Below are 14,280 nucleotides of genomic sequence, written 5' to 3'. Positions count from 1 at the left end.
TAAAGGCAAAACTCTTATAATTTCCTTGAACAAAGTATGATAATTGTCAGGATTGAATTTTTTATTTCCGAAATTAGCAGAGACTCAAGGACAAAACCGGTTAGGTTTTGTTACTTGAAAACTACCAGAGTTAATTTTACAGATCCTCCATGACTAAAATCAAAAATTCGACTGTACTAATTACTGGCGGGGCGTCCGGAATAGGGAAGCTAATGGGCCGTAAAGCTCTTGAGCAAGCTGCAAGTCACCTTATCATTTGGGACATCAACGAAAAGCAAATGCTGGAGACCTCCGCAGAACTCGGCAAGTTCGGTAGTGTCCACACCTACCGGGTAAACATCGCTGACCTTAATGATATCAATTCCGCGTTTGAGCAGATGCAATCGGATGGACTGACTGTCGATATCTTAATCAACAATGCAGGAATTGTGGAGGGTAGTTATTTTTGGGAAAACACTCATGAGGATATAGATAAAACAATACAGATCAACACCACAGCTTTGATGCACATAGCCTTGAAGTGCCTACCGCATATGATGGCCAGAAACAGAGGTCATATTGTCAACATCTCCTCAGCGGCGAGTTTGGTGGGAAATCCCAAAATGGCTGTATATGCAGCCAGCAAATGGGCGGTAACCGGATGGTCAGAGTCATTGAGGCTAGAGCTTGAGCAGGTTAATTCAAACGTCAAAGTCACCACTGTAACACCAAGTTACATTGGTACAGGAATGTTTGAAGGGGTTAAAACCCACTGGATTCAGCCAATAGTCACTCCGGAAAAGGCCGCAATTTTGACTATTGAGGGGATAAGAAGAAACAGCGTTTTTGTAAGAATGCCTAAATCAGTTTACCTAACGCCGATTTTGAAAGGCATTCTTCCAACCAGATGGTTTGATACCCTGGTAGGTAAATATCTTGGCGTATACAGTTCCATGAATAATTTTAAGGGCCACTCCATTAAAAAAGAGGAAAAATCCACGACAGAATAAATTTAACCACTATAAATTTTTAAAAACATGCAGGAAAAATCAGATATCGTTAGCCTTTATTTTTCAAAAAAGTTGAAGGGAATGATCGGGGCGGAGTTTTTTGATATGGCTACCGTGCCTGAGGATAATATTGAAGATGAGTTTTACAGATGGTACGGGGACATATTTTATGTCAACCGTAAAAAGTTTTTGGTTTTCAGCAACGGCCTAACCAAGTTTGCTTTTGTCATACCGGATTATAGGGTAGAAAAGAAAGCCAGTTTCTTCAAAAAATTCTGCCATTACCTGTCCGAGTCTATGCGGCACAACAATTTTGACCCGGACATTTACTTAGGGTCGTGTGAGTTTTTCTCCCATGATACAGTCGTAAACCGTTCTGCCATGGCTCATCTTAGCCAATTAAAGGAAATGTGTACCCATGTGATTAAAATCGAACATTACCTAATTAAGAAAAAGGAAGAGTTGGAATACCTCAACCACTATGTCAATAACTGGATTACCACTTATAAGAACAAAAAAGGTTATCATAGACCGAATGAGGTATTTCTGGAGGAGCTAGAAAAAAGGGGATTATTGGTCGAAAAATAGAAAAAGCGGGAGAACCCGCTTTTTTTTTATTTCTTTGGTGGCTGAGAAGGCCTTACCTCAATTTTGCTCGGCAAAGTTCTGGAGTTGAGCTCAAACAAGCCCACGACCATTTCCCCGATATCCTCGATTTGGATTTTCCAGGCATCTTCATCATTCACGGTGTGGTTGTTGAAATTGGTGGCCACTGAACCTGGCATAATGGTACTGACCCTGATTCCCGCATCCCGCAAGTCCAACATAATTGCTTGGGTGAATCCGGTCAGCCCAAACTTACTGGCATTGTAAGCGGATCCTCCTGCGAAAAAGTTGGTCCCTGCCAAACTTGAAATAGTGATGAAGTATCCTTTTGAGGCCTTCAGTGGTTCCAGAGCCGCTTTGATACTATAAAACACACCAGTAAGGTTAGTGTCAATGGTTTCGCTCCATTGCTCAGGGGTGAGTTCTTCTATACTTCCAAAGTGACCCAATCCGGCATTTGCCACAAAATAATCCAACTGGCCCCACTTATCCGTTACGGCTTTTACGGCATTCTTCTGAGCCTCAAATTTCCGAACATCTGCCTGGATGGGAAGTACCTCCCCTCCTAGTCCTTCTAAATTCTGGGCAGCCTTTTCGATCCGTCCTTTATCTCTTCCGGTTATTCCGACATTTACACCTTTCTTAAGAAGCTCTTGGGCTATTCCATAACCTATTCCTGAACTCCCACCGGTAATCAATGCTACTTTTCCTTTCATAATTGTGATTTCAAAATGTGCTAAAAACTACTAGGACAACCATAACGAAAACATAAAGTTTAACAACGGCCGTCTGTGTCGCACGAGTTAGAATTCGACACCTGTTCTTCATAAGCTTGATTCAAAGCCTGAAGAAAAACATCGGAAGACTGGGCTCCACTTAAACCATACTTTCTGTCAAAGACAAAAAACGGTACACCCTTTACTCCAAGCTGCTGAGCTTCCAAATATTCCTGCTGTACTCTTTCGGAAAACTGGTCTGAATTTAACATTAATTCAACCTCATCGCGGTCAAGGCCTAACTTGTCTCCCAATTCTAGAAGTACATCCGGATCATCGGTATTCATTTTTTTTTCGAAATGAGCTTTAAAAAGCAGTTCCTCAGCCAAATCACCTTTTTCATGCACTTTGGCCATCTGAATAAGGCGGTGGGCATTGAAAGTATTGGCCACAACCGTTTTGGTTAAGTCCATTTTTAACCCCTCGCCTTTCCCCATTTCTTCCACTTGAACCATCATCTGTTTTATTTGGGAAATATTCATTCCTTTAGATTGGGAGAGATACTCTACGGGGGAAAGAGTGGTATCTGTTTTAAGGTCAGGGTTAAGCAAAAAACTTTTCCATTCTATTTCAATATCATTTCTGCCTTCAAAATCTTCCAAAGCCTTTTCAAATCTTCGCTTTCCTATATAGCAGAAGGGGCACATTACGTCCGACCAAATCTCAACTTTCATAAGTTTTTTCTTTTCCAAAGGGGAAATTATCGAATAGAGTTCCCGTTGGTCACATTTAATAATCTCAGTGAACTTATGGCATAAAAGTTGGACTATTTACCATAACAAGATTTGAATATCGTTGAAGGATTAATAAACTCCTGTGAAGGTTTTTTATCATTACTTCAAAGAATTGAAGTTTTGTTTGTTTTTAAAATTATTGTTTTGAAACTTTGTCTTGAGAATTCAACAATGTCCAATAAGATAAACATAACCGCCGAATACCCAACCCCTGCTCTCCAGCAGGCGGATTTCACGGATATGAACTTTTCAATAAGGACAAGGAACTTTTATAGGGCCTAGTCCCTGCTATATTTATGGTAACCTATGGGGTTGCCGCTTTCCGATTCTATTTCCAAGATAATTTCATTTCAGACGCTTGAAAGCCGAGCCTACAATTAGGTCGGTTCTAAACCATATTACAATTATCATGCATATGATAAACAAGCAATTTATTATTCAAGTGGCCAAAGAGGAGCACTTGAAGTATGCCGACACCATCGTAGAGGAGATGGCCAATTCCGCCCAGGCTCGAGGTACCGGCATTGCTAAGCGTAGCCCCGAGTACATCATGCAGAAAATGCGGGAAGGAAAAGCCGTAATTGCCTTGAGCAAAACCGGTGAGTGGGCTGGATTCTGTTATATTGAGGCTTGGGGGCACGAAAAGTTCGTGGCCAATTCAGGATTAATCGTATCCCCAAATTTTAGAAAGTCAGGCTTAGCGAGAGAAATCAAAAATGCCATATTTAAACTGAGCAGAAAAAAATACCCAACTGCCAAGATTTTCGGTCTTACCACTGGTGCAGCCGTGATGAAAATCAACTCCGAGTTGGGTTATTATCCCGTGAGCTATTCGGACCTTACCGATGATGAGCAGTTTTGGAAAGGTTGTCAAAGCTGTGTTAACTATGCTATCCTGACTAGCAAAAACCGGCAGAACTGTCTCTGCACAGCCATGCTCTATGTCCCAAAAAACCAAAGACAGCCTAACAGACAAAAACTAAGAAAAGATTTTTATGGCAACCTCAACCTGTTTGAACGTTGGACCAAGATCAAGAAAAGTATTTTAGTAAAATTCAACAAAGCGTTAAAACTCGACCTTCAATCATGAAAAAAGTATTACTGGCCTACAGTGGAGGCCTGGACACCACTTACTGTGCATTGTATTTAAGTAAAATAAAAAACTACGAAGTCCATGCCGTTTTGGTGAATACTGGTGGGTTTGAAAATGAGGAGTTGGAAGCGGTTGAAGCCAGAGCCAAAATACTAGGACTGAAAAGTTTTAAAGTGCTGGATGTCACTCAAGATTATTACGAAAAAGTAATAAAATACCTGATTTTTGGCAATGTTTTGAAAAACCAAACTTACCCCCTTTCGGTAAGCGCAGAAAGAATCGTACAAGCCAAAGCACTGGCAGATTATGCTGCAAAAATCGATGCAGAAGCCATCGCTCATGGCAGTACCGGTGCTGGAAATGATCAGGTGAGGTTTGACATGATTTTCCAAACGGTGATTCCATCAATTGAAATCATCACTCCAATCCGGGACATGCAGCTTAGCCGTGAGGAAGAAATTTCTTTCTTGAAGGAACATGGAGTAGAAATGAATTTCGAAAAAGCCGCCTACTCCATCAACAAAGGTATTTGGGGAACGTCTGTGGGAGGGAAGGAAACTCTCAACTCCCACGACACCTTGCCGGAAGAGGCCTTTCCAACCCAATTGACTAAAAAGGATCCGGAAGATTTAAAACTTACTTTTGAAAAAGGTGAAGTTGTCGCCGTGAACGGTGAGAAAATGGACCCAGTAAAGGCTATCCAAAAAGTGCAGGCACTCGCAGGCCCTTTTGCCATCGGTCGTGACATTCATGTTGGTGACACCATTATCGGCATCAAAGGCCGAGTGGGTTTTGAGGCTGCTGCAGCATTGATTCTTATCAAGGCTCATCAACTTTTGGAAAAACATACCTTGACCAAATGGCAGACCTTCTGGAAAAACCAAATGGCCGAGTTTTATGGTAATCACCTGCATGAAGGCCATTACCTGGATCCTGTGATGAGAAACCTGGAAAGCTTCATGGAGTCGACCCAAGATTTCGTTAATGGTACCGTCAATGTCAAGCTTTTGCCTTACCAATTCAAATTGATCGGCATTCAGTCCGAACACGATCTGATGTCCAATAAATTTGGGGCTTATGGTGAAATGAACAAAGGTTGGACTGCCGAAGATGTGAAGGGATTCACCAAAATATTCGGAAACCAAACTGCAATTTTTCATCAAGTAAACAAGACTTTAGATAATGGATAAAATCAAAGTAGGCGTCATTGGTGGAGCTGGGTATACCGGCGGAGAACTTATTCGACTGCTCGTTTTTCACCCCCAGATTGAATTGGTATCCATCCATAGCAACAGCCAAAAAGGTAAAAAAATATATGAAGTGCACCAAGATCTTATTGGCGATTCGGACTTGGTATTTACCGATGAGGTGAACAAAAATGTAGATGCGGTATTCTTAGCTTTGCCACACGGCGAGGCTAAGGGTTTCTTAGAGAAAAATGAATTTTTACCTTCCACAGTAATTATCGATTTGAGTACGGATTTTAGGGATGAAAGTGAAAATTTCGTATACGGCATGCCGGAAATCAACAAGTCGAGAATTATAAACGCCAAAAAAATTGCAAACCCGGGCTGTTTTGCCACAGGAATTCAATTAGCATTGGCCCCAGCAATCGCCCATCGAATTATAGAAGGACCCATCCACATCAATGGAGTAACAGGCAGCACTGGTGCCGGTAAAAAATTGAGTGAAACCACCCATTTCAGCGAAAGAAATCAGAATGTTTCCGTTTATAAGTTGTTTGATCACCAACACTTAAAGGAAATCAAGAAGACCTTTCATGAGCTTGACATGAAATTCAAAAACAACCTGTTTTTTGTCCCCTACCGCGGTAATTTCTCAAGAGGAATTTGGATAACAGCCTACGGAACTTTGGACAGGTCTATTGAGGAAGTGAAAGAAAAGTATCAGGCTTTTTATGCTGATGAGCCCTTCACCCATGTTTCAGATAACGAAATCATGCTGAAACAGGCCGTAAACACCAATAAGTGCCTTATTTCCTTGCAGGAAAAAGAGGGGCAATTGGTCATTTATGCAGCTATTGACAACCTGCTCAAAGGTGCGGCCGGACAAGCTGTACAAAACATGAACCTGGCATTTGGATTGGATGAAAAAACTGGCCTCAATTTGAAAAGTATCGCATTCTAACCACTTTAATTATGAAACCATACGCAGTTTACCCCCTCATGAACATCACTCCCGTAAAAGCGGAAGGATGCAAAATTTGGGACTCCAACGGCACAGAGTACATGGATCTCTATGGAGGTCATGCAGTCATTTCTATCGGCCACAATCACCCACACTATACAGATAGAATCAAAAGCCAATTGGATAAAATAGCTTTTTATTCCAATTCAGTTCAGATTCCCGAGCAGGATGAACTAGCCCAGCTTTTGGGAAAAGTGTCCAACTACGAGGAATACGATCTGTTCCTGTGCAATTCCGGTGCTGAGGCAAACGAAAACGCCTTGAAACTCGCATCCTTTGAAACAGGAAAAAATGCTTTCATCTCCTTCAAAGGCGGTTTTCACGGGCGGACCAGCGGCGCTGTAGCCCTTACCGACAATCCAAAAATCATTGCTCCTTTCAACGCCTCCCATGAGGTACATATTCTTGAAATGGACTTGGAGAAGGTAGAGCAGGTCTTTAAACATCATGCAGTTGCAGGAATTATAATCGAAGGAATTCAAGGCATTGCAGGTATCCATACACCATCTTCAGAGTTTCTACTTAGCCTACAAAAGCTTTGTCAACAATATCAGGCGAAATTGATTCTTGACGAGGTACAATCAGGGTATGGTCGAACAGGCAGATTCTTTGCCCATCAGTGGGTGGAAGGATTGAAGCCAGACATCATTACCATAGCCAAAGGTATGGGCAATGGTTTCCCAATCGGTGGAGTGCTTATCAATCCTGATATGGAAGCAAAGTTCGGCATGCTGGGAACAACCTTTGGCGGAAATCATCTGGCATGCGTGGCAGGATTGGCAGTTTTGGAGGTGCTTCATCAGGAAGATCTTTGCTCCAAAGCCGAAGAACTTGGAAATTACCTTATGGAAAAACTTAAATCCATAGAGGGGGTCAAGGAAGTCAGAGGCAAAGGTTTGATGATTGGTGTGGACTTGGAAACTGAGGCCGCACCAATCCGAAAAGCGCTTATTGAAAAGCACCATATTTTCACCGGAAATGCTGCTACTAAAAATACCATTAGGATACTTCCTCCATTGACCATTACCCAGGAGGAGCTCGATATATTCTTGGAAGCATTACCCCATACCTTAAACTCAACTTCAGTTCAAGTAAATTAAATAAAAGTTAACACGATGCAAAACTTCACCTCATTCACAAATTTTTCAGAGGCACAAAGTCTTATTAATCTAGCATTAAAGTATAAAAAAGACCCATTTTTGGATAAGCATCTGGGAAGAGGAAAAAGGATAGGATTGATATTTCTCAATCCTTCATTGAGAACAAGGATAAGCACACAGATCGCAGCCAGCAATCTTGGCATGGAGCCTATTGTTTTAAATATGGACAAAGATGGTTGGGCCCTGGAAATGAAAGAGGGCGCTATCATGAATAAAAATACAGTTGAACATATCAAAGATGCTGCAGCTGTATTGGGTTCATATTTTGACATTTTAGCTATTCGGGCTTTTCCTTCCCTTACCAATAAAACTCAGGATGTGAATGAATATACTTTCACCCAGTTTCTAAAATACACTGGGAAACCAATCATCAGTTTGGAAAGTGCAACCCGCCATCCTTTGCAAAGTCTGGCCGACATGGTGACCATCAAGGAAAATACTCAGGAAAAAAAGCCGAAAGTTGTCCTAACTTGGGCTCCTCACATTAAAGCCATCCCTCATGCCGTAGCTAATTCTTTTTGCGAATGGGCACTTGGCTGTGATTATGACCTTACCGTCACCCACCCCGAAGGCTATGAGCTGGATGAGCAATTTACAAATGGCGCCACAATTACCCATAACCAGGACAAAGCCTTGAAAGATGCTGATTTTGTCTATGTAAAAAACTGGAGTGCATTTAATGATTATGGAAAAATTCTCCATGCAGGAGAGGATTGGCTTTTGGATGAAGAAAAGCTTAAAAACAGCCCCAATGCCAAGGTGATGCACTGCCTTCCGGTAAGAAGGAATTTGGAACTTTCCGATGAGCTATTGGACAGCGCCAGAAGTTTGGTGCAGGAACAGGCTCACAACAGAATTTTTGCAGCTCAAGCGGTAATCAGCGAAGTACTTAATTCACAGGCAGGTCACCCACATAAAAATATTTAGCAGATGGAAGAAAGGCTGCAAATCAATATCGTCAAAATTGGAGGGAATGTAATCGACAACCCTGAAACGCTTAAAAAATTTATTGAAGAGTTTTCACGTATCGAGGGGCCAAAAATATTGGTCCACGGAGGTGGAGTTCTGGCCTCAAGACTTAGTGAAAAATTGAACATTGAGCCTAAAATGGTAAATGGCCGTAGAATAACTGATGAAAATTCTCTCGATGTGGTAACTATGGTATATGCCGGATTGGTTAACAAGAAAATTGTGGCCTTACTACAGGCTCAGGACGAAAATGCCATTGGATTGACTGGTGCAGATGGTAACCTTATCACTTCAGTAAAGCGACCTGTAAAAGACATCGATTATGGCTATGTTGGAGATATTATTGAGGTGAATGTTCCTTTGTTGGAGACAATTCTTTCGCATAATTATGTACCAATCGTTGCAGCTATCACCCACGATAAAAATGGTCAGTTACTTAATACCAATGCTGATACAATTACAGCTGAATTGGGTTTGGGGTTGGCAAAGCATCATGAAGTTTCCTTATTTTATGGATTTGATAAAAATGGTGTATTAAAGGACATCAATGATGACGACAGTAACATTCCTGAAATAAACTTTGAGGAATATCAGCACCTCCAAACGGATAAAACAATCCACTCCGGTATGATTCCAAAATTGGATAATGCTTTCAAAGCAATTTCCAAGGGAATAAACCAAGTTTGGCTAGGAAAAGCCGAAGATGTACGACAAGCAATTAATTCAAAATCCAAAGGAACATTTCTAAAAACCCAAACCAATTAAAATTGACTGAAAAGGATCCACATACTTTAAGCCAAGAGGCAAAAGAGTTATTAAAATCCCTAATAGAAACCCCGTCTTTGAGCAGGGAGGAGGAGAATACGGCCTCTTTGATTGCGGGATATTTTCAAAGTAAAAATATTCCCTTTTTCCAAAAAGGAAACAACATCTGGGTTAAGAACATGAGCTTTGATCCAAAAAAGCCCAGCGTACTCTTGAATAGTCATCATGATACGGTAAAGCCAAATGCTGGCTATACTAAAGATCCATTTAACTGCAAATTTGAGGATGGTAAAATGTATGGCCTAGGTTCCAATGATGCGGGAGGCTGTCTGGTTTCCTTGATTGCTGCTTTTAGCCATTTGTACGACCATTACCTTCCGTTCAATCTAATCTTGGCCGCCACCGCAGAGGAGGAAATCAGCGGGAAAAATGGAATTGCTTCCATTCTGCAAGAACTACCGGAGATCGAATTGGCAATAGTCGGAGAACCAACTTTGCTTCAAATGGCTGTTGCCGAAAAAGGACTAATGGTCATCGATGCAGAAGTTACCGGCAAAGCAGGCCATGCTGCTCGAAATGAAGGGGAAAATGCAATTTATAAGGCTTTATATGACCTGAACGTTTTAAGAAACTTCAAATTTGAGAAAGAGTCCAAGTTCCTCGGTGAAAGTAAAGCAACGGTCACTATTCTGAATTCCGGCAGCCAACACAACGTGGTGCCTGATAAATGTATTTATACCATAGATGTACGGGTGACGGATGCGTATAGCTTAGAGGAAGCTTTGACCGAGTTAAAATCAAGTCTGCAAGCCAGGCTAACCCCAAGAAGCTTGAGGCTGAATTCATCCAGAATCGCTGAAGACCATGACATTCTCAAAGTTGCCAATATTCTCAACATTCAAAAGTACGGAAGCCCTACCCTATCCGACCAAGCATTGATTCCTTACCCTTCAGTAAAAATAGGCCCGGGGGACTCGGCAAGGTCGCATACCGCAGATGAATTCATTTACGAATACGAAATTGAGGAAGGGATTGCGCTTTATATAAAATTAATTGAAACCTACGCAGCAATGCGACCAACCAAATAGAATACCGACATGAAGCTTTGGCAAAAGGAAAAAAGTAACCTCAAGGAAGTAGAAACTTTTACTATCGGAGATGACCCGCAGTTTGATATTTTATTGGCACCTTATGACGTGTTAGGTTCACTAGCACATGCTGAAATGCTGGAAAGCATCGGTCTGCTAACCAAAGATGAGTTTGAAACCCTTCAAAAAGGACTTCGAGATATATATCAGGAAATCCAGGATGGGACTTTTACGATAGGCGAGGGCGTGGAAGACGTACACAGTCAGGTGGAGTTTGTTTTGACACAGCGTTTTGGAGATGTTGGCAAAAAACTACACAGTGGAAGGTCCAGAAATGACCAGGTTTTGGTTGACCTCAAACTTTATTACAGAGCGGAAATTAAATCCTTGATTGGTGAGGTGAAATCCCTCTTTGACCTTTTGGTGAAATTGGCCGAAAAGCATAAAACTGATCTTATGCCTGGCTATACCCATACTCAATTGGCAATGCCTTCCTCCTTTGGGCTTTGGTTTGGCGCCTTGGCTGAGAGTTTTGCCGAAGACTTGGACCTGCTTCATGCTGCTTATCTTTTGGTAAACAGAAACCCACTCGGTTCTGCGGCAGGGTATGGATCTTCTTTCCCTTTGAACAGAAGTATGACCACCGAACTCTTGGGTTTCAAAGAGATGCATTATAACGTCATCAATGCCCAAAACAGCCGTGGAAAAACTGAAAAGACCTTAGCTTTTGCCTTAGCGGGAATTGCGGGAACATTAAATAGACTAGCATCGGATTCCATTACCTTCATGAACCAACATTTCGGCTTTATCAAGTTTCCTGATGAACTGACCACAGGCTCCAGTATCATGCCGCATAAGAAAAACCCGGATGTATTTGAACTTGTAAGAGCAAAAACCAACCAAATCCAATCCAGTCCAAATACTTTGGCTCTCCAGTTGACAAATTTGACCACGGGTTATCACAGGGACCTTCAAGTGATGAAAGAAACCATTTTTCCAGACCTTCAAAAGTTGAAATCCTGTATCAGTATATCCAGGTTGATGCTTGAAAACATCCAGGTGAAGTCAGATATCTTGAGAAATGATTTCTATCAGCACTTATTCAGTGTGGAAGAAGTCAACAGGATGGTATTGGAAGGAAAGCCTTTCCGTGATGCCTATAAGGAAGTCGGAATGAGCATAGAAAATGGTACATACAGCCCTCCTACGGAAGTAAAACATACTCATGAAGGCTCAATTGGGAACCTTTGCTTAAATGAGATTAAGGAGAAAATGGACCAAGCCGTGGCAAGGTTTGAGTTTGAAAAAATGGAAAAGCAGCTGGATAGTCTGTTAAACAAATGATATAAAATAAAAGCCCATCAAAATGATGGGCTTTTATTTTATATGCCTAATTCCACTTGGAAGCGTAATTGCCAGTTGGAAAAGTCATTGGATGGATTAGTGTATTGCCTGTCCTCATAGGTGAGGTCTGTTTGGACTTTCACCCGATGACCTTTTAAATATTTTGTCACTCCTACGGTATAATGCTGAACCAATGGTTCTAATTCATCAATCAATGAGCGAGGTGCCAGTTGAGTATATCGCCCTGCAATTTCTACGTTGTTGAAAAATATATAGCTGGCCTGATAATTTTGTCCCAAACCAGTATAAATATATCTTCTATCCCCTTCTTGACTGAAAGTAAGGGGATTTGGCGAGGTTCTGTATAGTAATTCACTTGCAAAGGCAAACCCTCTATATTTCAAGAGCCAGTCTGTCATATAGGTGTCCATATCTCTTCTGTCATAAAGAAAGGTTCCAATTTGACCACCGGTTCGAAGTGTATTTCGGTTGAGACTGGAGGTTACTCCTATGGAAAGTTTGGGTGTTTTTTCTCGGATAAGGTCCCCTTCAAAATAATCTCCAAAGCGTTCAAACATGCCAAATGGCAAAATTTCCACCCTCCCAGTATATGCCAATCCTCCATCAGTGGCGAGAATATTCCTTCCTTCCCCTGTACTGACTGCCCCACGGAGAACGTAGTGAAAATTATTAATAAGTTTATCCGTATATGCTGCTTGAAGGCCAAAATCACGGTCAACGTTTAAAGTAGCATTGACAATACTTCTATCTACAAATTGCAAATCCCCGGAACTGTTTACTCTTTGCCTATTTCCCGGCAATTTAGTCTGGCCAAATCCAAGTACCAATTTATCGGTAACTCTATAGAAAATCATCGCATCCCTGACAATGTTGGGAAATTCAGTATTTTCCCAATCCATATCCCCGCGCGTGAAAGAAAGTTGGAGAACATAACTTAGCCGAGGATTATATACAAAACCATCAAATCTTAACCTCAATCTCCGCACCCTGGCCTCAATCTGTGTCGCTTCATCATCTTGAAAGGTAAACCCTGCCCTATTCTGCATCCTAAAACGAATATTCATGGCGAAAAGACTATCTGGAGCCATGATCCCCAATCCTTGACCATAAGTGAAATAGGGCACCTCCGAAAAGGCCAAGGGTATGGATTCCATAATCCTACCGGTATCCAATTCAGCTCCTCTCCCTGTCACTTGTGCCCAAGCAGTGGTGACATTTGTGAAAAATAAAAAACAACAGAATAGTTTCGCAAAGTATTTGTACATACAATAATTCGTTAAACCCAAAATTAATGCAAATTAAATAAAACTCGGTTGAGAAACCTTATTTTGTATAGTTACTCATATTGTTAAGCATTTTTCGATCTATGGAAAAAGGAAAAAAAGTACTTTTATATAGCACCCTTTTTATTGTTGGCATTTACTTTTTGTTTCAAGGACTAGTTTATTCTAAGGCTTTTTTGGCCCCCTTGGCCACTGCCATGATTTTAGCTTTTCTGATGTTGCCGGTCACCTATATGTTTGAAAGATGGGGCATGAAAAAAGTTTGGGCAACCTTGAGCAGCACTTTGATTTTAATCATGTTAACTTTCGGCATAGTGGCTTTAGTCTCTTGGCAAATTAAGGACTTTGTCGATGACTGGGAGGAAATGAAGACCCAGATGTTCACCAAAATAGAGGAATTCAGCACCTACCTAGCCGACAATACCATGCTTGAGGAAGAGCAAATTGAAGAAGTGACTCCCGACTCCGAGGAAGAAGAGGGTGAAGATGAAGAGGAGGAGGAGTCAAGCGATGAAGATGAGACGGCAGAACAAGCCATGGGGGTAGTTACCACTATCATGACCTATTTAACAAATGTCTTGTTGACAACAGTATACGTATTTCTATTTATCCATTTTAGAGGTCGTTTCAAGGAATTTATACTTAGATTTTTCCCTGTCAAGAAAAGGGCTAAAGTCTCCAACATAATTTCCAAAAGCTCAAAAGTAAGCCGCCATTATTTAGCGGGTAGGCTATTTCTTATGGCTATTTTAACCGGATTTTATTTTACAGGACTGCTGATCTCAGGTTTGGAAAATGCTCTGGTTATCAGTTTGATAGCAGCCATGCTTTCAATTGTACCATTTATTGGCAATATGATCGGCTACGTCATAGCTCTAAGTTTAGGATTACTAACCGACGGAGGTTCTGGTGCTTTAATTGGGATTACGATCACCTTTTTAGTTACTCAGTTTATCGATAGTTACATACTCCAGCCCATCATTTTGGGAGACAAGGTGGATGTTCATCCGTTTTTCATCATTTTATCGGTCATCCTTGGCAATGAGGTTTGGGGAGTAATTGGAATGGTGCTAGCCATACCGATCTTTGGTATGGTTACTGTTGTATGCCGCCATGTTCCAGTTCTCAACCCGTTTGGCTACCTGTTTAGCAAAAATGATATTGAGGAACCTAAGGATAAAAACCGTCTTTTATAGCATCGGTTAAGGTTATTGAAAAAAATCACTTATTTTTATGCCTTAATC

At 41.3% G+C, this 14,280-nt stretch carries 14 protein-coding genes; 11 read left to right on the top strand and 3 right to left on the bottom strand.

The window, feature by feature from the left end:
- Positions 1 to 149: 149 nt before the first annotated feature.
- Both FPL27_RS09670 and FPL27_RS09665 read left to right on the top strand, forming a co-directional pair.
- Positions 150 to 989 carry an SDR family oxidoreductase gene (locus tag FPL27_RS09670; RefSeq protein ID WP_143960905.1) on the top strand — a complete coding sequence of 280 codons (840 nt, stop codon included), beginning with the start codon at positions 150 to 152 and terminating at the stop codon, positions 987 to 989.
- Positions 990 to 1,016: 27 nt separating this feature from the next.
- The gene (locus FPL27_RS09665; RefSeq protein ID WP_143960904.1) at positions 1,017 to 1,577 is read left to right on the top strand and encodes a DUF6933 domain-containing protein; all 561 of its coding nucleotides are present in this window, start codon (positions 1,017 to 1,019) and stop codon (positions 1,575 to 1,577) included.
- 26 nt (positions 1,578 to 1,603) lie between these two features.
- Here the strand turns inward: FPL27_RS09665 and FPL27_RS09660 are convergent, their stop codons facing one another.
- Both FPL27_RS09660 and FPL27_RS09655 read right to left on the bottom strand, forming a co-directional pair.
- Positions 1,604 to 2,311, bottom strand: coding sequence for an SDR family oxidoreductase (locus tag FPL27_RS09660; RefSeq protein ID WP_143960903.1), 708 nt, complete (start codon positions 2,309 to 2,311; stop codon positions 1,604 to 1,606).
- A 59-nt stretch (positions 2,312 to 2,370) separates the two neighbouring features.
- A complete protein-coding gene (locus FPL27_RS09655) occupies positions 2,371 to 3,045 on the bottom strand; it encodes a DsbA family oxidoreductase (RefSeq protein ID WP_143960902.1) in 675 nt (224 codons plus the stop codon).
- Between the two features lie 475 nt (positions 3,046 to 3,520).
- On the opposite strand from FPL27_RS09655, the gene FPL27_RS09650 reads away from it, so the two are divergent.
- From FPL27_RS09650 to argH, 8 genes are read left to right on the top strand one after another with little or no spacing between them, the layout of a single operon-like run.
- Positions 3,521 to 4,195, top strand: coding sequence for a GNAT family N-acetyltransferase (locus tag FPL27_RS09650; protein WP_143960901.1), 675 nt, complete (start codon positions 3,521 to 3,523; stop codon positions 4,193 to 4,195).
- Positions 4,192 to 5,388 (top strand): argininosuccinate synthase, encoded by a 1,197-nt coding sequence (gene argG, locus FPL27_RS09645; protein ID WP_143960900.1) that lies wholly within the window; start codon positions 4,192 to 4,194, stop codon positions 5,386 to 5,388. Before FPL27_RS09650 ends, argG begins: the two co-directional genes overlap by 4 nt.
- A complete protein-coding gene (argC, locus tag FPL27_RS09640) occupies positions 5,381 to 6,346 on the top strand; it encodes an N-acetyl-gamma-glutamyl-phosphate reductase (RefSeq protein ID WP_143960899.1) in 966 nt (321 codons plus the stop codon). The genes argG and argC overlap by 8 nt, the downstream gene beginning before the upstream one ends.
- A gap of 11 nt (positions 6,347 to 6,357) precedes the next feature.
- A complete protein-coding gene (locus tag FPL27_RS09635) occupies positions 6,358 to 7,506 on the top strand; it encodes an aspartate aminotransferase family protein (protein ID WP_143960898.1) in 1,149 nt (382 codons plus the stop codon).
- 15 nt (positions 7,507 to 7,521) lie between these two features.
- Positions 7,522 to 8,493, top strand: coding sequence for a Rossmann-fold NAD(P)-binding domain-containing protein (locus FPL27_RS09630; protein ID WP_143960897.1), 972 nt, complete (start codon positions 7,522 to 7,524; stop codon positions 8,491 to 8,493).
- Positions 8,494 to 8,508: 15 nt separating this feature from the next.
- Entirely contained in the window at positions 8,509 to 9,300 is a 792-nt protein-coding gene (gene argB / locus FPL27_RS09625; RefSeq protein ID WP_143962125.1) for an acetylglutamate kinase, read from the top strand.
- A gap of 2 nt (positions 9,301 to 9,302) precedes the next feature.
- On the top strand, positions 9,303 to 10,388 hold the full coding sequence (locus tag FPL27_RS09620; RefSeq protein WP_143960896.1) for a M20 family metallo-hydrolase: 1,086 nt from the start codon (positions 9,303 to 9,305) through the stop codon (positions 10,386 to 10,388).
- A 9-nt stretch (positions 10,389 to 10,397) separates the two neighbouring features.
- Positions 10,398 to 11,732, top strand: a complete 1,335-nt coding sequence (gene argH / locus FPL27_RS09615) for an argininosuccinate lyase (protein WP_143960895.1) — start codon at positions 10,398 to 10,400, stop codon at positions 11,730 to 11,732.
- Positions 11,733 to 11,770: 38 nt separating this feature from the next.
- Here argH and FPL27_RS09610 read toward each other — a convergent pair whose 3' ends face one another.
- On the bottom strand, positions 11,771 to 13,018 hold the full coding sequence (locus tag FPL27_RS09610; RefSeq protein WP_143960894.1) for a porin: 1,248 nt from the start codon (positions 13,016 to 13,018) through the stop codon (positions 11,771 to 11,773).
- 101 nt (positions 13,019 to 13,119) lie between these two features.
- On the opposite strand from FPL27_RS09610, the gene FPL27_RS09605 reads away from it, so the two are divergent.
- Positions 13,120 to 14,232, top strand: a complete 1,113-nt coding sequence (locus FPL27_RS09605) for an AI-2E family transporter (protein WP_143960893.1) — start codon at positions 13,120 to 13,122, stop codon at positions 14,230 to 14,232.
- Positions 14,233 to 14,280: the final 48 nt, after the last annotated feature.

The sequence above is a fragment of the Litoribacter populi genome (assembly GCF_007483685.1).
Lineage (GTDB): Bacteria > Bacteroidota > Bacteroidia > Cytophagales > Cyclobacteriaceae > Litoribacter > Litoribacter populi.
Note: the sequence above shows the minus strand (reverse complement) of the source record. Positions and strands in the feature narration are given on the sequence as shown.